Source organism: Methylobacterium sp. HMF5984 (assembly GCF_045033435.1).
Classification (GTDB): Bacteria; Pseudomonadota; Alphaproteobacteria; order Rhizobiales; family Beijerinckiaceae; genus Methylobacterium.
Map to the genome: position 1 here is coordinate 3,989,106 of NZ_JBJFLN010000001.1, position 15,865 is coordinate 4,004,970.

Below are 15,865 nucleotides of genomic sequence, written 5' to 3' on the forward strand. Positions count from 1 at the left end.
AAGGGCGTCGGCCGCCTCAGGCGACGGCGCGTTCGGGCTGGATGGCTTCGGGGGCGACACGGCCGTCCGCCGCGAGCCAGAGGGTGACGGTGAGCTGGGCCTGCTCGGTCGGCGCGAGGTCGCGGGTCACCACGGTGTCGAGCCCGGCCTCGGACAGCCAGCCCGAGACCTGATCGGCGGCGAAGCCGAGACGGCGGTGGGCCTGCGACTCGCGCAGGAACTCGAGGTCGTGCGGGGCGAAGTCGACCACCAGCAGGCGGCCGCCCGGCGCCACGAGGCGGGCGGCCTCGCGCAGCGCCCGCGCCGGCTCGTCGAGGTAATGCAGCACCTGATGCACCACCACGAGGTCGAAGCTGCCGCGGGCGAAGGGCGGGGCGTGGATGTCGCCCTGGCGCAGGTCGACCCGCGCCAACCCCATCCGTTCCAGGTTGGCGCGCGCGACCGAGAGCATGGCGTGGCTCGAATCGAGCCCGGTCGCCCGGCCGGCGAGCGGCGCCAGCAGCCCGAGCATCCGCCCGGTGCCGGTCCCGAGATCGATCAGGCTGCGGACCGGACGATTGCCCAAAGCCGCGAGCACCGCCGCCTCGACGGTGGCCTCGGGCACGTGGAGCGAGCGCAGCTCGTCCCATTTCGGTGCCAGCCGCGCGAAGAAGGTCTTTGCGGTCTCCGCCCGCTGGCTGCGGACCGCGTCGAGGCGGGCACGATCCTCGGACAACGGCGCGCCGTCGCGCGACAGGCCGGCGATCAGCGGGTCGACCAGGCCGGCGCGGGTCTCCGCGAGCCGGAAGAACGCCCATGCCCCCTCGCGATGGCGCTCGATCAGCCCGGCTTCGACCAGGAGCTTGAGATGACGCGAGATCCGCGGCTGGGACTGGCCGAGGATGTCGGTGAGGTCGGAGACCGAGAGCTCGCCCTCGGACAGCAGCGCCAGGATGCGCAGGCGCGTCTCCTCCGCCGCCGCCCGCAACACGCCCAGCGCGTCGGGGAAGGAGACCGGTGCCGTCGGGCTGGCGCGATCGTTAGACATAAAGATATCTTTATGTCCGATCGCGGCCGGTGACAAGTACCTTTTCGCGCGTCGCGGGCGAGCGCCGGGCTATCCGGCGTTCCACAGCCAGGCCGCACCGCGCACGCCCGAGGCGTCGCCATGCAGGCTCTCGCGGATCGGCGTGTCGAAGCGGTCCGAGAAGACGTGCGGTGCGGTCGCCGCCGGCAGGCCGGCGATCAGTTCCGGGACCCGCGAGAGCCCGCCGCCGATCACGACGACATCGGGATCGAGGATGTTGACCACGTGCGCGACGCTGCGGCCGAGCCGGTCGAGATAGGCGGCGAAGGTCGCTGTCGCGACGACGTCGCCCTCGCGCATCGCCCCGACCACGGCCTCGCCCGAGATTGCGACCCCGGTGCGGCGGGCGTGGTCGGCCGCGAGGCCTGGCCCCGACACCCAGGTTTCGATGCAGCCGCGACGTCCGCAATAGCAGGCCGGCCCGGGCCGCTCGTCGTCGCCGGGCCGCGGCAGCGGGTTGTGGCCCCATTCCCCGGCGATGCGGCCGCGGCCGGCGAGCGGGCGCCGATCCCAGGCGATGCCCGATCCGACGCCGGTCCCGAGGATCACCGCCCAGACCAGGCTCGCCCCGGCGCCTGCGCCGTCGACCGCCTCGGACACGGCGAGGCAGTTCGCGTCGTTCTCGATGCGGACGGACCGCCCGAGCGCGACCTCGAGGTCGGCACCGAACCGTTGCCCGTTGAGCCAGTGCGAGTTCGCGTTCTTCACGAGGCCGGTGGCCGGCGAGATCGCGCCCGGCATCCCGACGCCGACCGTGCAGGTGCCGCCCGCCTTCGCCTCCAGTCGGGCGACGAGGTCCGCGATCGTCCGCACCGTGCCGGCGTAATCGTTCCGGGGTGTCGGAACGCGGGCCTCGGCCAGAACGCGACCGCCGGCATCGAGGACGATGCCGGCGGTCTTGGTGCCTCCGAGATCGATGCCGAGGCGGTGGGCCGCCCCGGTATGCGATGCGATCACTCCGCGGCGGCGACCTTCGGCGCGCGCGGATTGCTCTCGACCGTCATCGGCTCGGGCGTCTCGTCGGAGATGTGCGTGCCGATCGAGACGGGGTGCGCCATCACCTGGTTGAGCTTGGCCTTGTCGAGCTCGCCCTCCCAGCGGGAGACGACCACGGTCGCGACGCCGTTGCCGATCAGGTTGGTCAGCGCGCGGCACTCGGACATGAACTTGTCGACGCCGAGCACCAGCGTCATCGCCGCTACCGGCACCGGGGTGCCCGGGATCGCGGCCAGCGTCGCCGCCAGGGTGATGAAGCCCGCGCCGGTGACGCCCGAGGCGCCCTTCGAGGTCAGCATCGCGACGAGGAAGATCGTCGCGTACTGCCCGAAGGTCAGGTCCGCGCCCACCGCCTGCGCCAGGAACAGCGTCGTGAGCGTCATGTAGATGTTGGTGCCGTCGAGATTGAACGAGTAGCCCGTCGGGATCACGAGGCCGACGACCGAATCCGAGGCGCCGAGGCGCTTCATCTTGGTCATCATGTGCGGCAGCACCGTCTCCGACGAGGAGGTGCCGAGGACGATCAGGAGCTCGTCCTTGATGTAGGCGAGGAACTTGAAGATCGAGAAGCCGCAGAAGGCCGCGATCCCGCCGAGTACCACGAAGATGAACAGCAGCGAGGTGGTGTAGAAGGTGCCGACCAGCCAGGCGAGGTCGATGACCTTGCCGATGCCGTACTGGCCCACCGTGAAGGCCATCGCGCCGAACGCGCCGATGGGAGCGAGCTTCACGATCAGGCCGATGATGCGGAAGAACACCTGGCCGGCCGCGTCGATGCCGTGGGTGATCGCCTCGCCCTTGGCGCCCATCCCGGTCAGCACGCAGCCGGTGAGGATCGAGATCAGCAGCACCTGCAGCAGGTCGCCGGTCGCCATCGCGTCGAAGAAGCTCTTCGGGATCAGGCCGAGGATGTGCGCGACGGTGGAGTCGGCGGCCGCCTTGCTGGCGTAGCCCTCGACCGCCTTGGCATCGAGCTTGGACAGGTCGGCGCCGAAGCCTGCGCCCGGCCGGACCACCTCGCCGACGATGATGCCGATCAGCAGCGCGAAGCTCGAGACGACCTCGAAATAGATCAGCGCCTTGAGGCCGACGCGGCCGACCTTCTTCAGGTCGCCGATCGAGGCGATGCCGTGCACGATGGTGCAGAAGATGATCGGCGCGATCATCATCTTGATCAGGGCGATGAAGCCGTCGCCGAGCCACTTCATCGACTTGCCCCAATCTGGGCTGAGGTAGCCGAGCAGGATGCCGAGCGCGATCGCGATCAGCACCTGGATGTAGAGCACCTTGTACCAGGGATCCGGGCGTATCGCCTTCTCGGTCACCGCTACGTTCGTCGAACCGTGCATCGCCTGCGCCATGATCTCGCCCGTGCACGCTTGCCGTGCACCCTCCCATTTGGCCGGAGGCTAGCGAAGTTGGCTTCGGGCCTCAACGGCGGCTGAGTATTTCGACACGCCGAAGGTGTGACAAAAACCTGTTCCTACAGGAAAAATGGTCTTTTCGCGGCAGAGTACAGTGGGCACTGAAGTCATCGCGGTCGCGTCGAAGTCGACGCCGGACGTCCGCGTCCGTCGGCCGATTTTTCCGATCACCGGAGCTTCGTCGTGCCCCTCGTCCGTGCCGTCCTCACCGCCGCGAGCGGTTTCCTGAGCCTGGCCCTCGTCGTTCCCGCGAGCGCAGGCATCGTCGCCCAGATCGACCAGTCGCGCCAACGCATGCGCGTCTACGTCGACGGGGCGCTCTCGCACGATTGGCCGGTCTCGACCGCACGGAACGGCTACGTCACCCCGAACGGCAACTTCCGGGTCGGGCTGATGGCACCGATGTGGCGCTCGCACAAGTATCACGGCTCGCCGATGCCGCACGCAATGTTCTTCCGGGGCGGCTACGCGATCCACGGCACCTACGCGGTGGGCCATCTCGGACGGCGCGCCAGCCACGGCTGCATCCGCCTCGCGCCTGGCCATGCCAGCCGGCTGTTCGGCCTCGCCCGCAGCCATGGCGGCGCCAGCGTGATCATCCGCAACTGAGGTCGCCCGCCAAACGCGAAGGACCGCCGCTGCGGGGGCAACGGCGGTCCTCGAAGGTCGGTGACGTCGGGGTCCGAAGCGGCAGACGCTCAAGTCTGCTGCGTGCGCCGGGGGCGGACGGTCCAGCGTTCGAAGGTCGAGGCCGGATCGTCGGAGGCGGGCTCCTGCGGCTGCTGGATCGCGGCGCCGAGGGCCTGGGACAGGCTCTCGATCACGTCGTCGATCCGCGCATCTTGAGGCGCCGTCTCGGCGGCGGCTTCCGGCTCCGGTGGGTGGATGGCTGCGGGCTCCGGCGCCGGCTCGGCTGCGGCCGGTTCCGGCGCGGGCGGCGGCGCCTCGACGACGGGAGCCGCGGCGACGGCGGCGGCCACCGGAGCGGCGGCCGGCGCACCGGTGCCCGCGATCCGGCGCAGCGCGTCGACGACGCCGTCCTTCTCGGCGGGCTTCTCGCCCGAGCGCGCGTTGGCGCCGTAGCGGCCGAAGCCGAAGCGCGGCTCGATCAGGTCGAGGACGGCATCGAGGGCGGCGTTGCTCAGGCCGATCTCGCCGGTGGAGGGAATGCCCTGGAGCGCCAGCGCCTGGCGGTCATAGGCGGCATCCTCGGTCACGTCGCGACCGAACCAGGTCGGCGCGGTGAAGGCCGACGCCTCGCCGGCCTCGTCGAAGGTGACGGTGACGAGATCCAGGCTGCCCGGGCTGACGTAGCGGTCGATCACCGCCTCCTTCGTCCCGAGCGACACCGCCGTACGGTCGTAGGCGGCCTTGCCGGAGCAGACGTCGAGCAGCGCGTCGCCGTGTGCGCGGGGCACGTCCGTGCGCTCCTCGGCGGAGGCGCCCTCCGCATCCTTGGTGATCAGGACGAGATGGCATTGCTGCCCGTCGACCCGGACGAACGAGGTCCGCCCGCCCTGCGGCGCGAAGTAGCCTTCGGTGATACGGGCGCCGCCGCGCTCCTTGCGGATCAGACGCACCAGGGCCGGTGCCACGAGAAACCGCCGGACGACGCTCATACTCAACCTCCGCTCAAGGACGCTCCGGCGGTCGGTGACCGCCGGCCGTTCGGCCCGTTCTGCTCCGTGCGACGAAGACCGCTGGAAAGGCCGCGCCACACGCAGAGCGCGAGGCCGTCCCGCGGGTCGATCCTGGCGGCGCACGCGTCACGTCCGCTTCGGACAGGGCCTTCGCTGCCCATCGATCACTCAGGGACTAAGCAAAAAGCCGCCGAAATCAAGACCGCGGCGGCGCAGGACCTTGGATAGCGTTTACTATCCTGCCTCAAACCGAGTCCGGCCCGGGCTCCTTCGGCGTGAACGCCAGGGATGCTCCGTTCATGCAGTATCGAAGGCCGGTCGGCGCCGGGCCGTCGTCGAAGACGTGGCCGAGATGCCCCTTGCAGCGCGCGCAATGCGCCTCGGTGCGTACCATCCAGTGGCTGCGGTCGACCTGGGTCTCCACCGCGCCGGGCAGCGGCTCGAAGAAGCTCGGCCAGCCGGTGCCGGACTCGAACTTGGTCTCGTTGACGAAGAGCGGCGTGCCGCAGCCGGCGCAGGTGAAGGTGCCGGGACGCTTCTCGGCCAGCAGGCAGCTCGTTCCGGCGCGCTCGGTGCCGTGCTCGCGCAGCACCCGGTACTGCTCGGGCGAGAGCACCGCCCGCCACTCGGCCTCGGTCCGGGTCTCCGGCGCCGACATCGTATCCGATCCGCTCATCGCGTCCTCCGCATGCATGATCCGCGCGATATGGGGCCGGAGGGCTGACGCTGCGAGCCCGTCACGCCGCCGCGCCGACGGTGTCCGCCATGCGCGCCTCGCGCTCGCCGAGCGGGAGCGCCGCGCCCGTCGTGGTGTCCTGCCCGGTCTGATGCTCGATCTCGGCGTTGATCTCGCCGCCGAGCAGCACGATCGTCGAGGAGATCCAGATCCAGGTCATGAAGCCGATCACCGCGCCGAGCGACCCGTAGGTCTCGTTGTAGTTGCCGAAGCTCGCCACGTACCAGGAGAACAGCAGCGAGGCGACGAGCCAGAGCAGGCCGGCGACCACGCTGCCGACGCCGACCCAGCGCCAGCGCGCGCGCTCGCGGCTCGGGCCGTAGCGGTAGAGCAGCGACAGGCCACCGAGCAGCACGAGGACCAGGGCCGGCCAGCGCAGGGCCGCGACGTACCAGGCGCCGGCGCTGATGCCGATGAAGTTGAACACCACCGGCAGCACCACGATCGAGGCGAGTGCGAAGATCGTGAACACCAGGGCGCCGACGGTGAAGGTGAGCGAGCGCAGGTTCAGCATGACGAAGCTGCGCTTCTCCTCCTCCTCGTAGACGACGTTGAGCGCGTCGAACATCGCCTTCATCGCGGCGTTGGCGCTCCACAGCGACAGCACCAGGCTGGTGAAGAACGTCAGCCCGAGGGTGCCGCCGCCCTTGGCGGCGATGCGCTTGACCTGGTCGCCTATGATCTCGATCGCCCCGGACGGCAGCACGCCCTGGAGGCTGGCGAGGTGATCGTTGATCACGTTCACGTCGGCGAACAGGCCGTAGCAGGACACGAGCGCCGCAACCGCCGGAAACAGAGAGAGCAGGGTGTAGAAGGTGACGCCCGCCGCCACCGACAGGACCCGGTCCTTGTTGAACTCGAGGAAGGTGCGCACGGCGACGTCCTTCCAGCCGGCGGCGGTGATCTCGGTCGGGTTGGTCGCGGCGCGGCCGCGCTCGGGCTGGGTCTCGGCGATGCGCTGGGCCGCCCGGCCGGAATGCGAGCGCGCTCCCGCCTGCCCGCTCGGCGCCACCCGCTGCGCCGGTCGCCGCTCGACCGCCCGCTCGGCCGCGGGCTGGACCGCCGGCGTGCCTTTCCGGGTCTGCGCCGCCACGAGGGCGATCAGCGCCGATCCCAGCATCAGGATCCAGACGACCGAGCCGTCCTCCGACGACGGGCTCCTCGGACCGGGGTTGGGCGTAGACATTCTGAGAGGACCTGGGCGCGAACAGCCGCGCTTCCCGGCTAGAACGTCGGCTGCTGCAGTGCGTTCCCCGGCGCCCGCCGCGCCGGCCGGTCTTCCGCGCGGCGGATCGGGCTTTCGCGATCGCGCGCGGGGGTGACGAAGGTTCGACCGGCTCGGATGGATGCCTTCGCCGGCCGATCCCCGGTCCGACCGTTCGTCGAGTCCGCACGGGCGGCGCGTCTCATCGCAGGCGGATGCCGGGGCTTGAGCCCGGCACCCGATTCAGGTCGGCCGCGGCTCAGCGGGTCGGTGCGGCGGTGCCCTTCCCGGATGCGCCGGGCGTCGAACCGGCCCCGGCATCGTTGGCGCCGGTGCTGTTGGACGTTCCGGAGCGGCTCTTGTCGCCCGTTGTCGGGCCGCTTCCGGCCGCCCCCGGGGACGACCCGGCACCGGCGTCGTTCGGGCCGGTGCTGTTCATGGTCCCGGACTTGGTGGTACCCGAGCCGCCCTCCGCCGCGATGGCGGCGGACCCGAGCATCAGCGTGCCGGCGAGAGCCAGCGTGAGGATCTTCATGGCGTTTCTCCCTGGTTTCGGCGTGAACCACGCGTTTGCTAACCCAGGGTCGGGGTGCGACGTTCCGGCACAGCGCGGGCGTTCTTCGGGGATCGCCCCGGCAGCCCATGGCTTCGATCCTGCGCGACGCGTCGGTACGCCGATGCAGGTGGGCCGTCCTGCTCAGGCGCTGAGTGCTGGCTCCAGGAGGGCGCCGCATGCCACCGGCTGCATGCGCGCGAGCGCTGCCGTCGCCATGTCGGCGAGCGATTGCAGGCGCGAGACCGTGGCGTCGTCGGGCTCGACCCAGGCGCTCCAGTAGGCGCCGAGCGCCGCCACGGGCTCCGGCACGCCGATCGGGATCATCACCAGGCTGCACATCGCCGTCGCCAGATACGCCTCGACGGGCAGGCGGCGATCGCCTTCGATGTAGGGAACGACGGCCGGGTGCTTGTTCAGCATGACCCAGCCGGAGATGCAGTCCTGCAGCCGGAAGCGACGCCCCTTCCACAGCGGCCGGATCGCGTCCTCGGCGACGTAGTGGCAGAACTCGCCGTCCCGCAGCACCACCGAGATGCCGTCGGCGCCGGCGATCGTACGGGCGGTGTCCCGCAGGGCGGCCACCAGGTCGGGCAGCGACGAGGCCGTGAGGAGCCGGGCGCGAGCCTCTTCGAGGCGTGCATCATCCATGGCGCGCACCCTATCAGCCAAGCGGCTCCCGTGCACGCGATGCGAAGCATCCTGCGGAGGTTTCACCGCGGCCGACGACGCCACGGTCCGGGTGCGACCTGCGACCACGTATCCGTACCGGACGCCGCCCCCTGCGTAGTACGGAGCGGCCTTGCCGACGGCAGGTGCGCGCGATGCCGCTGTTCTACATCGACCTTCACGACGGAACGAACTTCGTCCGCGACACCCAGGGCTTCGACCTCCCCGACATCGCGGCCGCGCAGGCGCGGCTGGTGCAGGTGATGCGGCGGGTGGCCCAGCTGCTCGACGCCGTCTCGGACCGACAGGACTACCTCGCCATCGTCCGGGACCAGAACGGCAAGGTCGTCATGCGGGCCACCCTCACGCTCGATCTCGAGGAGGTGGACGCGGTGTGAAGGGCCGCCATCAGTTCCGCGCGCCGGGCGACCGGAACAGGTAGTAGCCGGCCGAAAGCATCGCCTCATGGGCCTCCAGCGACTGGAAGCCGGCCGGCGGCCGCTCGCCCACCACCGTGCCGCTGAACTCCCAGATCGCGCCGTCGATGAAGCGCGGGACCGGACGATCCTGCCGGACGGCGCAGCGCAGCTCGGGCCTCCGGCGGCGACGGAAGACGTTGAAGTCGGCGTAGGCGGCGGGCCAGTGCATCGGCATCCCTGCGGTGGCGGGCGGGTCTCTAAGCATCCGCCGGACCAGTTCGCCACCCGGTCGCCGCCCCGCCCTGCGGCCAAGCCCGGGACAGATCCCGGAGGCATGTCGGGAGCGAGCTTGACCGAACCAATGGTGGCATGCCTCGTTCCTTGTTCGTTCTCACCGTGGGTTGAGCCAGGGAGTCGATGCGGTGCCACCGAGACGGCCAGAGGTCCCATGCCTCGCGGCCTACCCCTTCATCGTCGTCCGGGTGGCCTGCACCCTGTGCCCGCACCGGAGCGGGAGCTACCGCCTCGCGCGCCTTGCGGCGAAGTTCGGCCCGGAGACCCCGCTGGCGGACGTGCTGAGGCGCATCGCCCTCGATTGCCCCTGGCGGGAACGACCGGGCGCGCGAAGGGGCAACCAGTACGTGCCAAGGTGCCAGGCCCACTTTCCGGACCTCGACCGGGCGGGTCCGCCCGACCTGCCGCCGGGCATGGGCGGTCTCCGGCTGATCCGAGGGGGAAAGCGGTGAGGCGCGCGGAACGCGACGGACGTGAAGCCCGAGCGGCCTTCGGCACGTTGACGCGGATGGCGCGAAGGGGCGCCTTTCCCACAGGAGCGCTCGCCGATGCGAAAGGTCCCCGCCCGTCTCTCCGCCGCCGCGGCGGTGCTCTGCGGCATCGCCGGGCCGGCCGGGGCGGAACCCGAAGCGCGAGCGCGAGCCAACAACTGGGCGGACATGCGGTCCGCCCTCGCGACGTGCTGGACGGTGCCGGCGGGCACGGACGGCTCGCTCCTCGCCTACCGCCTCGGCCTCGACAAGACGGGGGCGATCCGCGGCACGCCGCGCATCATCGCGCGCCAGCTCAAGGGCGATGCCGAGGCGCAGCGGCACTATCAGGAGGCGGCCGACGCGGCCCTCGCCAAGTGCTTTCCGATGCCGGTCACGCCGTCCTTCGGCGCGATCCTCGGCGAGAGCCCGATCTACCTGCGCTTCGTGAACACGCCGCCGACCGGAACGTATCAGCTCAATAGCAACATCACCGTGTTCGCCCCGCGATGAGCCCGCCATCCGGCTCACCGGGCACTCACGGCGCTTCGGGCCGCGAACGCTCTTGGCTGGCATAGAGCGCATCCTCGGGCGTCAGCAAGCCATCGATGGTGAAGGACGAGACTTCGCGGACCTCGCCGTGAGCGAGGCGCAGCTGTTCGACCTCGGCCCGAGACAGAAGACCGGCAATGCGATCCACCCGCCACCCGTCCGGCATCGCGCCGGACACGGTCCGCAAGGCCTCGCCATCGGTGTCGGCATAGGTGCCGAACACCATCACCTTATGGCTTCGGTCGTCGTCGGCGTTGGGTGCCAGCACGCTCACGCGATAAGGGATCATTGGTGCCTCCAAGTCGGAACTGAGTTGACGAGACCCAAGTAACGCAATCGCGGCGGACTTGTCTTAATTTTTGATGATTGTCGATTCTGCGATTGGGCGCGAAGTCCCGCGGGCTTTCCTCACGCGGAACCCTTCCAACGGTCCCGATCGTCCGAAGGAGGTATCGGAGATGCCCTGGTCGACGATGCGGTGCGGGGCAGAGGCGGCAGCAGACGCGATGCCGAATCGAAGAACCGGACGATGATTGGGTGCCGATGCCGACAGCGTCTCGCGCCGTCTGCGGCCGCACGGAGCGGTGGCGACCCCGGTTGGGCTCGAACCAACGACCTGCCGCTTAGAAGGCGGCTGCTCTATCCAGCTGAGCTACGGAGTCAGGGGTGCCGACGACGGTATGAGCCATGGGTCCATCCTGCGGTCAACCCTGGGCGTCACCGGTTCTCAGGTCGCGCCGGAGCGAACGCGCCGTGCTGCGCCGCGGTCGGGTCGCGTCTTGCGCTCGACGCGAGCCCCGATAGTTTGCGTCAGACGCCGCGCGCGGCTTCGACCTTGGCCAGCTCGACGGCGGCGCGCAGCTCGATGTCGGCGATCAGGCCGTCGAGGCGGGGATCGCCGCAGGTCTCGGCGCGCTCGGAGAGGCGCCCGGCGATGACCAGCAGCTCGTGGGTGGCGACGCGGCCGGACAGGAGGGAGGCCTTCAGCCGGTCGAGCCCGTCGAGCAGGTCGTGACCGCGCCGCGCCGAGCGGCGGCGGCGCTCGTGCGGGGTGTCCGGCTCGCCCTGCAGCATCAGCAACGCATCGAGGCCGGCGAGCGTGGTCGTCGCGCCCGTGCCGGCGGTGCGCTGGGCACCCGGCCCGGAGCCGACCTGGAAGCTCGGGCCGGACTCGGCCCTGCGCGTGCCTCCGACGGAGGTCGTCCCGAGAGGTCCCGGACGATTCTCGACACGCATCGCTTCGATCGCTCCCGACGGGCCGGAGGGGCCCGTGCCGAGTGTCGGTTCGACACGGTTAACGAGCGGTAAAAGCCCCGGCAGAAGCTGCCGGGTCGGCAGGGAACGCGCGCCTCACGATCGGTCCCGAAGGCGCCGCGTCCGAAGAGAGGCCAGCGTTTTCAGCGGGTTGCGCTTTTCGGCCGCCTGGCACGGGGCTGGCAGGAGAGTGCGGGTCCGCAACCCCGAAAAGCCCGGCATGCCCCAGCGCCACGCCCAGATCCGCGATCTCCTGCGCCTCGTCCTGGCGGCCGCCCTGCTCGTGCTCGGCGGCACGGCGGCGATGGCGCTGTCGCGGGTGAAGGACCTCGCGCAGATCGAGGGGGTCCGAGCCAACCAGCTCGTCGGCTACGGCATCGTCGTCGGCCTCAACGGCACCGGCGACACCCTGAACAACATCCCCTTCACCAAGCAGTCGCTGCAGGCGATGCTGGAGCGCCTCGGCGTCAACACCCGCGGCGCGACGATGCGCACGCAGAACCTCGCCGCGGTGATGGTGACGGCGAGCCTGCCGCCCTTCGCGGCGCAGGGCACCCGCATCGACGTCACCGTCTCGTCGCTCGGCGACGCGAAGTCGCTCCAGGGCGGCACCCTGCTGGTGACGCCGCTGCTCGGCGCCGACGGCGAGGTCTACGCGCTGGCGCAGGGCTCCGTCGCCATCGCCGGCTTCTCGGCGGAGGGCGATGCCGCCAAGATCACCCGCGGCGTGCCCACCAACGGGCGCATCGCCAACGGCGCCAACATCGAGCGCGAAATCGCGTTCAAGCTCACCGACGCCCGCTCGCTGCGGCTGTCGCTGCGCAACCCCGACTTCACCACCTCGAAGCGGATCGCCGCCGCGATCAACGACTTCATGGGCTCCGACACCGCCGAGCCGACCGACCCGGCCACGGTTACGATCCAGATCCCGGCCAAGTACAACGGCAACATGATCCGCCTGATCACCGAGATCGAGCAGCTCAAGGTCGAGCCGGACCAGACCGCCCGGGTGGTGGTCGACGAGCGCTCGGGGATCATCGTGATGGGCCGCGACGTGCGCGTCTCCACGGTGGCGATCGCCCAGGGCAACCTCACCGTCACGATCACTGAGCAGCCGCAGGTCAGCCAGCCGGCCCCGCTCTCGAACGGGCGCACCACGGTGGTGCCGCGCACCGGCGTGAAGGTCGACACCGGCGACGGCAACAAGCTCGCCCTGGTCAAGGAGGGCGTGACCCTGCGCGACCTCGTCGACGGCCTCAACGCCCTCGGCGTCGGCCCGCGCGACCTGATCTCGATCCTGCAGGCGATCAAGGCCGCGGGCGCGCTGCAGGCCGATATCGAGCTGATGTGATGCCCCCCTCCCCCAAGCTCCGGAGACACTAGACGATGCTACCGCTCGCAACCTTCGCGGTCTCCGCCGCCATCGGCGTCGGCAAGGCCATCACCGGCGCCGTGGCCGACACGACCTCGAAGACCGCCCAGGCCTCGACGGAGGCTGCCACGAAGAAGGCGCGCAAGACCGCGAACGACTTCGAGTCGATGTTCCTGGAATCGTCCCTCGACCGGCTGACCCAGTCGGAGGGGACCGACGGGCCCCTCGGCGAGAACGGCACCGGCGGCGGCGTCTACCGCTCGATGCTGACCAAGGAATATGCCGGCCAGATCATGAAGAGCGGCGGCGTCGGCATCGCCAACCAGGTGTTTTCCGAGATGATGAAGATGCAGGGGGGCGCCGCTGCCGGCGCGGGGGCGGCCCATGCCGCTTAATCCCGCCTTCCGCGTCTCCGACCGTGCCGGCGCCGACGCCCTCGTCGCCGAGGTGATGTCCACCATGCAGGCGCTGGAATCCGTGCTCGCCGCCGAGACCGGCCATGTCCGCGTCGGCCGCCTGCGCGAGGGTCTGGCCGAGTCGGAGGCTAAGGCGGCCCTGGCCGGCGCCTACCTTCAGGGGCTCGAGGTGGCCAAGGCCAACGCGGTCGCGCTGGCGCGCTTCGCGCCGGCCGGCGTCGAATTGCTGAAGGGCGCCCATCGTCGCTTCGCGCAGGCCGTCGAGGCCAACCAGGCGGTGCTCGGCACGGCGCGGACGGTCTCCGAGGGGCTGATCAAGTCGCTCGCCGCCGACCTCGGCCGCGCCAACACCCCGAGCGTCTACGGCCAGCCGTCGCGGGCGCCCTCCCCCTACGGCCGCGGCAACGCCAGCGGGCCGCTCTCGTTCTCACGCACCCTATAGATCTCTCACGGCCGTCCGTTGCCGATCCGGACGAAGGTGCGGACCGGCCCGAGATCGGATTCGGTGCGGGTGTCGATCGCGAAGCGCCCCGCCGCCATCGGGGCGACGGCGACCTCGCGGCCGGCGCTCAGGTCGGCGCCGGCGCGGACGCGGCCCGACAGGCGCATGCAGGTCGCGCTGCCCGGTGCGCGCACGAAACCGCTGCCGTATCCCGGGCACGGCTGAGACGTCGCCTTGGGCGGCGCCTTCTCCCATTCGCGGGCCTCGCACGGCGACAGCCCGATCGCAGCGATCAGGATGACGCCGGCGATGCGATGCGATTGCCCGACGACGCCTTGCCCCGCCGCCGGCCTTCCCTGTTCACGCATCGCGGCCCCCGGCGGTTCGATCGGCCCGCACGTCCCCCTGCCCGGCGCGTCGGGCCATGCGGGGGGCGTGCGCGATCCGATGGCGAGCGGGCGGGTGCCCGCGCCATGCCGAAGCAGGATAGCCCGCCGGATCGACGACGATCAATCCGTCCCGCTGCGCCGGCGTCAGCTCATGTAGTTCACCAGCGACAGCTTCGAGAGCGACGAGGTGATCTGGTAGCTCGCCTGGAGCCGGTTCTGCATCTCGAGCAGCTTGGAGGCGACCTCCTCGATCGGCGCGCTCTCGACGCCGTCGACGGTGTTCTGCAGCGTCAGCCGCGTCGCCGCGTTCTGGGATTTCGCCGAGGTCAGGGTGCTGGCGGCCAGGCCGAAATCGACGGCGATCGATTCGAGGCTCGGATCGTCCGAGGCCTTGCCCAGGAGGGTGGAGGTCCGGCTCGTCAGGGCCGCGTACCGGCCTGTGACGGTGCTGCCGCTCGGATCGGCCATGCCGTCGACGGCGAGCGCGGCGAAGCCCGCGAGCGCCTTCTGGATCGGCACCTCGTTGGCGCGCGCGCCGACCGGGACGTCGAGATTGGCGCCGGCACGGACCGAGGCGGTGGCGCGCGGATCGGTGCTCGCGGCGTCGCCCTGGTACCAGATCACGGTGTCGGTCGAGGCGGCGTCCTTGTAGGTCGGCGTCGCGCCGGACGTATCGATGCGCTTCGGCGTCTGGCCGGAGGCGGTCGAGGCGGAGAAGAAGTCCTCCGCGGCGCGGGTGGTCGAGCTGGCCGAGAGCGGGCCGGCGGCGGCCGCACCCAAAGCGGTGGTCAGCGCCGCCTTCATGTTGGCCGCGGTGGTTGCCGCGTCCGCGCCGATGGCGAAGGTGCCGGTCGTGGCCGTGGTGCCGCTCGCCGCCGCGGTGAGCGTCACGCTGGTCTTGGTGCCGTCGTGCAGCGCCAGCTCGATCGTGATGCTGTCGCCGACCTTGGGCTGGCCCGACAGGCCGATGTCGTAGGCCGCATAGGCGCCGCCGCCGAAGGTCGCGTTCAGGGCCGGCGTGTTGCCGCTCTGGACGCTGGCGACGATGCCGCCCTGCGTTGCGGCGAAAGCGTTCAGCCCGGCGGCGGCGGCCGCAGGCGATCCGAACAGGCCGAACGCGGTGGTCGAACCCGCCGGGACGGATGCGGACGCCGTGAGGTCGAAGGATTTCTGGCTGCCGTCGGCGAGATTGACCGTGACGCGGAAGCTCTCTCCGGCGACCGGCGCATGATCGAGCCCGGTCACCGTCGCGGGCGTCGCGGTGTTCGTCGCGGCGGCCGTGATCGCGCCGGTGGCGGTCGCCGAAACGAGGCGGAACCCGAAATTCGCGCGCGTCTCGCCGGTGGTGTCGGCTTGGTCCTCCGACAGCTGGAACGTGTTGCCGGCGCTGGTCGCGCCGAGCTGGAGCCGGCCGAGGCCGTCGGCTCCCAGGTCGGCCGCCTTCTGTTGCGCGACTAGGGTCGCGAGCCCGTCCTGCTTCGGCGTCGTCGTGCTGTCGCCGTTGAGGATGATGTCGGTCGACTTCACCGGCCCGGTGTCGGTGGTCCGGCCGCCGAACAGGTACTGCCCGGCCGAGCTCTGGCTCAGGGCGTCGATGGCGCCGTCGAGGTCGGCCCGGCCGAGCTGGGCGGTGACAGTGGTCCCGACGCCCTGTGGGTTCGTGGCGATGCCGCGGCGCAGGTCGCTCGTCAGCGTCGTGATCTGCTGCAGGCTGGTGGAGGCCAGCTGGACCCGCGTCTGCGCGGCGTCGATCCCGGCATCGTAGCCGTCGAGTGCGCTCAGCGTGGCGCGCGCCGTGAGGCTGCTGCTCCGCCCGGCGCCGAGGCCGCCATAGGTCTCCGCCGTGCGGCCGGTGGAGAGCTGCGTCGTCAGGGCGTCGAGCTGGCTCTTCATCGCGAGGAGCTGCGAGGTCGACCGCGTCGTCAGGTAGCTGCCGGCGGCGAAGGGGCTGATCGTCGTCATGGGCTGT

20 protein-coding genes and 1 tRNA gene are annotated in these 15,865 nt (G+C 70.9%); 7 read left to right on the forward strand and 14 right to left on the reverse strand.

What is annotated here, in order from left to right:
• Positions 1 to 16 precede the first annotated feature (16 nt).
• The 3 genes from ACFZ8E_RS19405 to ACFZ8E_RS19415 form a co-directional block, all read right to left on the reverse strand.
• Positions 17 to 1,027 (reverse strand): metalloregulator ArsR/SmtB family transcription factor, encoded by a 1,011-nt coding sequence (locus ACFZ8E_RS19405; RefSeq protein WP_243934569.1) that lies wholly within the window; start codon positions 1,025 to 1,027, stop codon positions 17 to 19.
• A 69-nt stretch (positions 1,028 to 1,096) separates the two neighbouring features.
• Positions 1,097 to 2,023, reverse strand: coding sequence for an ROK family protein (locus ACFZ8E_RS19410; protein ID WP_243934568.1), 927 nt, complete (start codon positions 2,021 to 2,023; stop codon positions 1,097 to 1,099).
• Complete coding sequence (locus ACFZ8E_RS19415) at positions 2,020 to 3,411, reverse strand: dicarboxylate/amino acid:cation symporter (RefSeq protein ID WP_147728924.1); 1,392 nt, start codon at positions 3,409 to 3,411, stop codon at positions 2,020 to 2,022. The genes ACFZ8E_RS19410 and ACFZ8E_RS19415 overlap by 4 nt, the downstream gene beginning before the upstream one ends.
• Positions 3,412 to 3,669: 258 nt before the next feature.
• Between ACFZ8E_RS19415 and ACFZ8E_RS19420 the strand changes: the two genes are divergently transcribed.
• Complete coding sequence (locus tag ACFZ8E_RS19420; protein ID WP_405043552.1) at positions 3,670 to 4,095, forward strand: L,D-transpeptidase; 426 nt, start codon at positions 3,670 to 3,672, stop codon at positions 4,093 to 4,095.
• Positions 4,096 to 4,184: 89 nt separating this feature from the next.
• Here ACFZ8E_RS19420 and ACFZ8E_RS19425 read toward each other — a convergent pair whose 3' ends face one another.
• From ACFZ8E_RS19425 to ACFZ8E_RS19445, 5 genes are all read right to left on the reverse strand, one after another.
• Positions 4,185 to 5,105: a hypothetical protein gene (locus ACFZ8E_RS19425; RefSeq protein ID WP_243934566.1), complete on the reverse strand. Its 921-nt coding sequence runs from the start codon at positions 5,103 to 5,105 to the stop codon at positions 4,185 to 4,187.
• Between the two features lie 265 nt (positions 5,106 to 5,370).
• Positions 5,371 to 5,802 carry a peptide-methionine (R)-S-oxide reductase MsrB gene (msrB, locus tag ACFZ8E_RS19430; RefSeq protein ID WP_147729550.1) on the reverse strand — a complete coding sequence of 144 codons (432 nt, stop codon included), beginning with the start codon at positions 5,800 to 5,802 and terminating at the stop codon, positions 5,371 to 5,373.
• A 61-nt stretch (positions 5,803 to 5,863) separates the two neighbouring features.
• Positions 5,864 to 7,048 carry a YihY/virulence factor BrkB family protein gene (locus ACFZ8E_RS19435; RefSeq protein ID WP_243934565.1) on the reverse strand — a complete coding sequence of 395 codons (1,185 nt, stop codon included), beginning with the start codon at positions 7,046 to 7,048 and terminating at the stop codon, positions 5,864 to 5,866.
• 277 nt (positions 7,049 to 7,325) lie between these two features.
• On the reverse strand, positions 7,326 to 7,601 hold the full coding sequence (locus ACFZ8E_RS19440) for a hypothetical protein (RefSeq protein ID WP_147724692.1): 276 nt from the start codon (positions 7,599 to 7,601) through the stop codon (positions 7,326 to 7,328).
• 162 nt (positions 7,602 to 7,763) lie between these two features.
• A complete protein-coding gene (locus ACFZ8E_RS19445) occupies positions 7,764 to 8,270 on the reverse strand; it encodes a GAF domain-containing protein (protein WP_405043553.1) in 507 nt (168 codons plus the stop codon).
• A 173-nt stretch (positions 8,271 to 8,443) separates the two neighbouring features.
• Between ACFZ8E_RS19445 and ACFZ8E_RS19450 the strand changes: the two genes are divergently transcribed.
• Complete coding sequence (locus ACFZ8E_RS19450) at positions 8,444 to 8,686, forward strand: DUF6894 family protein (RefSeq protein ID WP_147724688.1); 243 nt, start codon at positions 8,444 to 8,446, stop codon at positions 8,684 to 8,686.
• Positions 8,687 to 8,696: 10 nt separating this feature from the next.
• On the opposite strand, the gene ACFZ8E_RS19455 is transcribed toward ACFZ8E_RS19450, so the two are convergent.
• Positions 8,697 to 8,936 carry a hypothetical protein gene (locus ACFZ8E_RS19455; protein ID WP_147724686.1) on the reverse strand — a complete coding sequence of 80 codons (240 nt, stop codon included), beginning with the start codon at positions 8,934 to 8,936 and terminating at the stop codon, positions 8,697 to 8,699.
• Between the two features lie 193 nt (positions 8,937 to 9,129).
• Between ACFZ8E_RS19455 and ACFZ8E_RS19460 the strand changes: the two genes are divergently transcribed.
• Both ACFZ8E_RS19460 and ACFZ8E_RS19465 read left to right on the forward strand, forming a co-directional pair.
• Entirely contained in the window at positions 9,130 to 9,453 is a 324-nt protein-coding gene (locus tag ACFZ8E_RS19460; protein ID WP_243934561.1) for a hypothetical protein, read from the forward strand.
• 96 nt (positions 9,454 to 9,549) lie between these two features.
• Positions 9,550 to 9,984 carry a hypothetical protein gene (locus ACFZ8E_RS19465; RefSeq protein ID WP_405043554.1) on the forward strand — a complete coding sequence of 145 codons (435 nt, stop codon included), beginning with the start codon at positions 9,550 to 9,552 and terminating at the stop codon, positions 9,982 to 9,984.
• 25 nt (positions 9,985 to 10,009) lie between these two features.
• Here the strand turns inward: ACFZ8E_RS19465 and ACFZ8E_RS19470 are convergent, their stop codons facing one another.
• The 3 genes from ACFZ8E_RS19470 to ACFZ8E_RS19480 form a co-directional block, all read right to left on the reverse strand.
• Positions 10,010 to 10,312, reverse strand: a complete 303-nt coding sequence (locus ACFZ8E_RS19470) for a hypothetical protein (protein ID WP_147859572.1) — start codon at positions 10,310 to 10,312, stop codon at positions 10,010 to 10,012.
• A gap of 296 nt (positions 10,313 to 10,608) precedes the next feature.
• Positions 10,609 to 10,685, reverse strand: a tRNA-Arg gene (locus ACFZ8E_RS19475).
• Between the two features lie 148 nt (positions 10,686 to 10,833).
• Positions 10,834 to 11,259 carry a flagellar assembly protein FliX gene (locus ACFZ8E_RS19480; protein ID WP_405043555.1) on the reverse strand — a complete coding sequence of 142 codons (426 nt, stop codon included), beginning with the start codon at positions 11,257 to 11,259 and terminating at the stop codon, positions 10,834 to 10,836.
• A 238-nt stretch (positions 11,260 to 11,497) separates the two neighbouring features.
• Between ACFZ8E_RS19480 and ACFZ8E_RS19485 the strand changes: the two genes are divergently transcribed.
• From ACFZ8E_RS19485 to ACFZ8E_RS19495, 3 genes are read left to right on the forward strand one after another with little or no spacing between them, the layout of a single operon-like run.
• Complete coding sequence (locus ACFZ8E_RS19485; RefSeq protein WP_147725074.1) at positions 11,498 to 12,628, forward strand: flagellar basal body P-ring protein FlgI; 1,131 nt, start codon at positions 11,498 to 11,500, stop codon at positions 12,626 to 12,628.
• Between the two features lie 35 nt (positions 12,629 to 12,663).
• Entirely contained in the window at positions 12,664 to 13,044 is a 381-nt protein-coding gene (locus tag ACFZ8E_RS19490; RefSeq protein ID WP_243984410.1) for a rod-binding protein, read from the forward strand.
• On the forward strand, positions 13,034 to 13,507 hold the full coding sequence (locus ACFZ8E_RS19495; protein ID WP_405043557.1) for a hypothetical protein: 474 nt from the start codon (positions 13,034 to 13,036) through the stop codon (positions 13,505 to 13,507). Before ACFZ8E_RS19490 ends, ACFZ8E_RS19495 begins: the two co-directional genes overlap by 11 nt.
• Before the next feature lie 5 nt (positions 13,508 to 13,512).
• Here the strand turns inward: ACFZ8E_RS19495 and ACFZ8E_RS19500 are convergent, their stop codons facing one another.
• Together ACFZ8E_RS19500 and ACFZ8E_RS19505 are read right to left on the reverse strand one after the other, a co-directional pair.
• Positions 13,513 to 13,875, reverse strand: a complete 363-nt coding sequence (locus ACFZ8E_RS19500; RefSeq protein WP_405043558.1) for a porin — start codon at positions 13,873 to 13,875, stop codon at positions 13,513 to 13,515.
• Positions 13,876 to 14,040: 165 nt separating this feature from the next.
• Positions 14,041 to 15,858, reverse strand: coding sequence for a hypothetical protein (locus ACFZ8E_RS19505; RefSeq protein WP_405043559.1), 1,818 nt, complete (start codon positions 15,856 to 15,858; stop codon positions 14,041 to 14,043).
• Between the last annotated feature and the right edge of the window lie 7 nt (positions 15,859 to 15,865).

Coding starts and splice junctions, on each gene's coding strand:
- ACFZ8E_RS19405 (WP_243934569.1), bottom strand. CDS start 1,027: ATGTCTAACGATCGCGCCAGCCCGACGGCACCGGTCTCCTTCCCCGAC.
- ACFZ8E_RS19415 (WP_147728924.1), bottom strand. CDS start 3,411: ATGCACGGTTCGACGAACGTAGCGGTGACCGAGAAGGCGATACGCCCG.
- ACFZ8E_RS19425 (WP_243934566.1), bottom strand. CDS start 5,105: ATGAGCGTCGTCCGGCGGTTTCTCGTGGCACCGGCCCTGGTGCGTCTG.
- msrB (WP_147729550.1), bottom strand. CDS start 5,802: ATGAGCGGATCGGATACGATGTCGGCGCCGGAGACCCGGACCGAGGCC.
- ACFZ8E_RS19435 (WP_243934565.1), bottom strand. CDS start 7,048: ATGTCTACGCCCAACCCCGGTCCGAGGAGCCCGTCGTCGGAGGACGGC.
- ACFZ8E_RS19440 (WP_147724692.1), bottom strand. CDS start 7,601: ATGAAGATCCTCACGCTGGCTCTCGCCGGCACGCTGATGCTCGGGTCC.
- ACFZ8E_RS19445 (WP_405043553.1), bottom strand. CDS start 8,270: ATGGATGATGCACGCCTCGAAGAGGCTCGCGCCCGGCTCCTCACGGCC.
- ACFZ8E_RS19450 (WP_147724688.1), top strand. CDS start 8,444: ATGCCGCTGTTCTACATCGACCTTCACGACGGAACGAACTTCGTCCGC.
- ACFZ8E_RS19455 (WP_147724686.1), bottom strand. CDS start 8,936: ATGCACTGGCCCGCCGCCTACGCCGACTTCAACGTCTTCCGTCGCCGC.
- ACFZ8E_RS19465 (WP_405043554.1), top strand. CDS start 9,550: ATGCGAAAGGTCCCCGCCCGTCTCTCCGCCGCCGCGGCGGTGCTCTGC.
- ACFZ8E_RS19470 (WP_147859572.1), bottom strand. CDS start 10,312: ATGATCCCTTATCGCGTGAGCGTGCTGGCACCCAACGCCGACGACGAC.
- ACFZ8E_RS19480 (WP_405043555.1), bottom strand. CDS start 11,259: ATGCGTGTCGAGAATCGTCCGGGACCTCTCGGGACGACCTCCGTCGGA.
- ACFZ8E_RS19485 (WP_147725074.1), top strand. CDS start 11,498: ATGCCCCAGCGCCACGCCCAGATCCGCGATCTCCTGCGCCTCGTCCTG.
- ACFZ8E_RS19490 (WP_243984410.1), top strand. CDS start 12,664: ATGCTACCGCTCGCAACCTTCGCGGTCTCCGCCGCCATCGGCGTCGGC.
- ACFZ8E_RS19495 (WP_405043557.1), top strand. CDS start 13,034: ATGCCGCTTAATCCCGCCTTCCGCGTCTCCGACCGTGCCGGCGCCGAC.
- ACFZ8E_RS19500 (WP_405043558.1), bottom strand. CDS start 13,875: ATGCGTGAACAGGGAAGGCCGGCGGCGGGGCAAGGCGTCGTCGGGCAA.
- ACFZ8E_RS19505 (WP_405043559.1), bottom strand. CDS start 15,858: ATGACGACGATCAGCCCCTTCGCCGCCGGCAGCTACCTGACGACGCGG.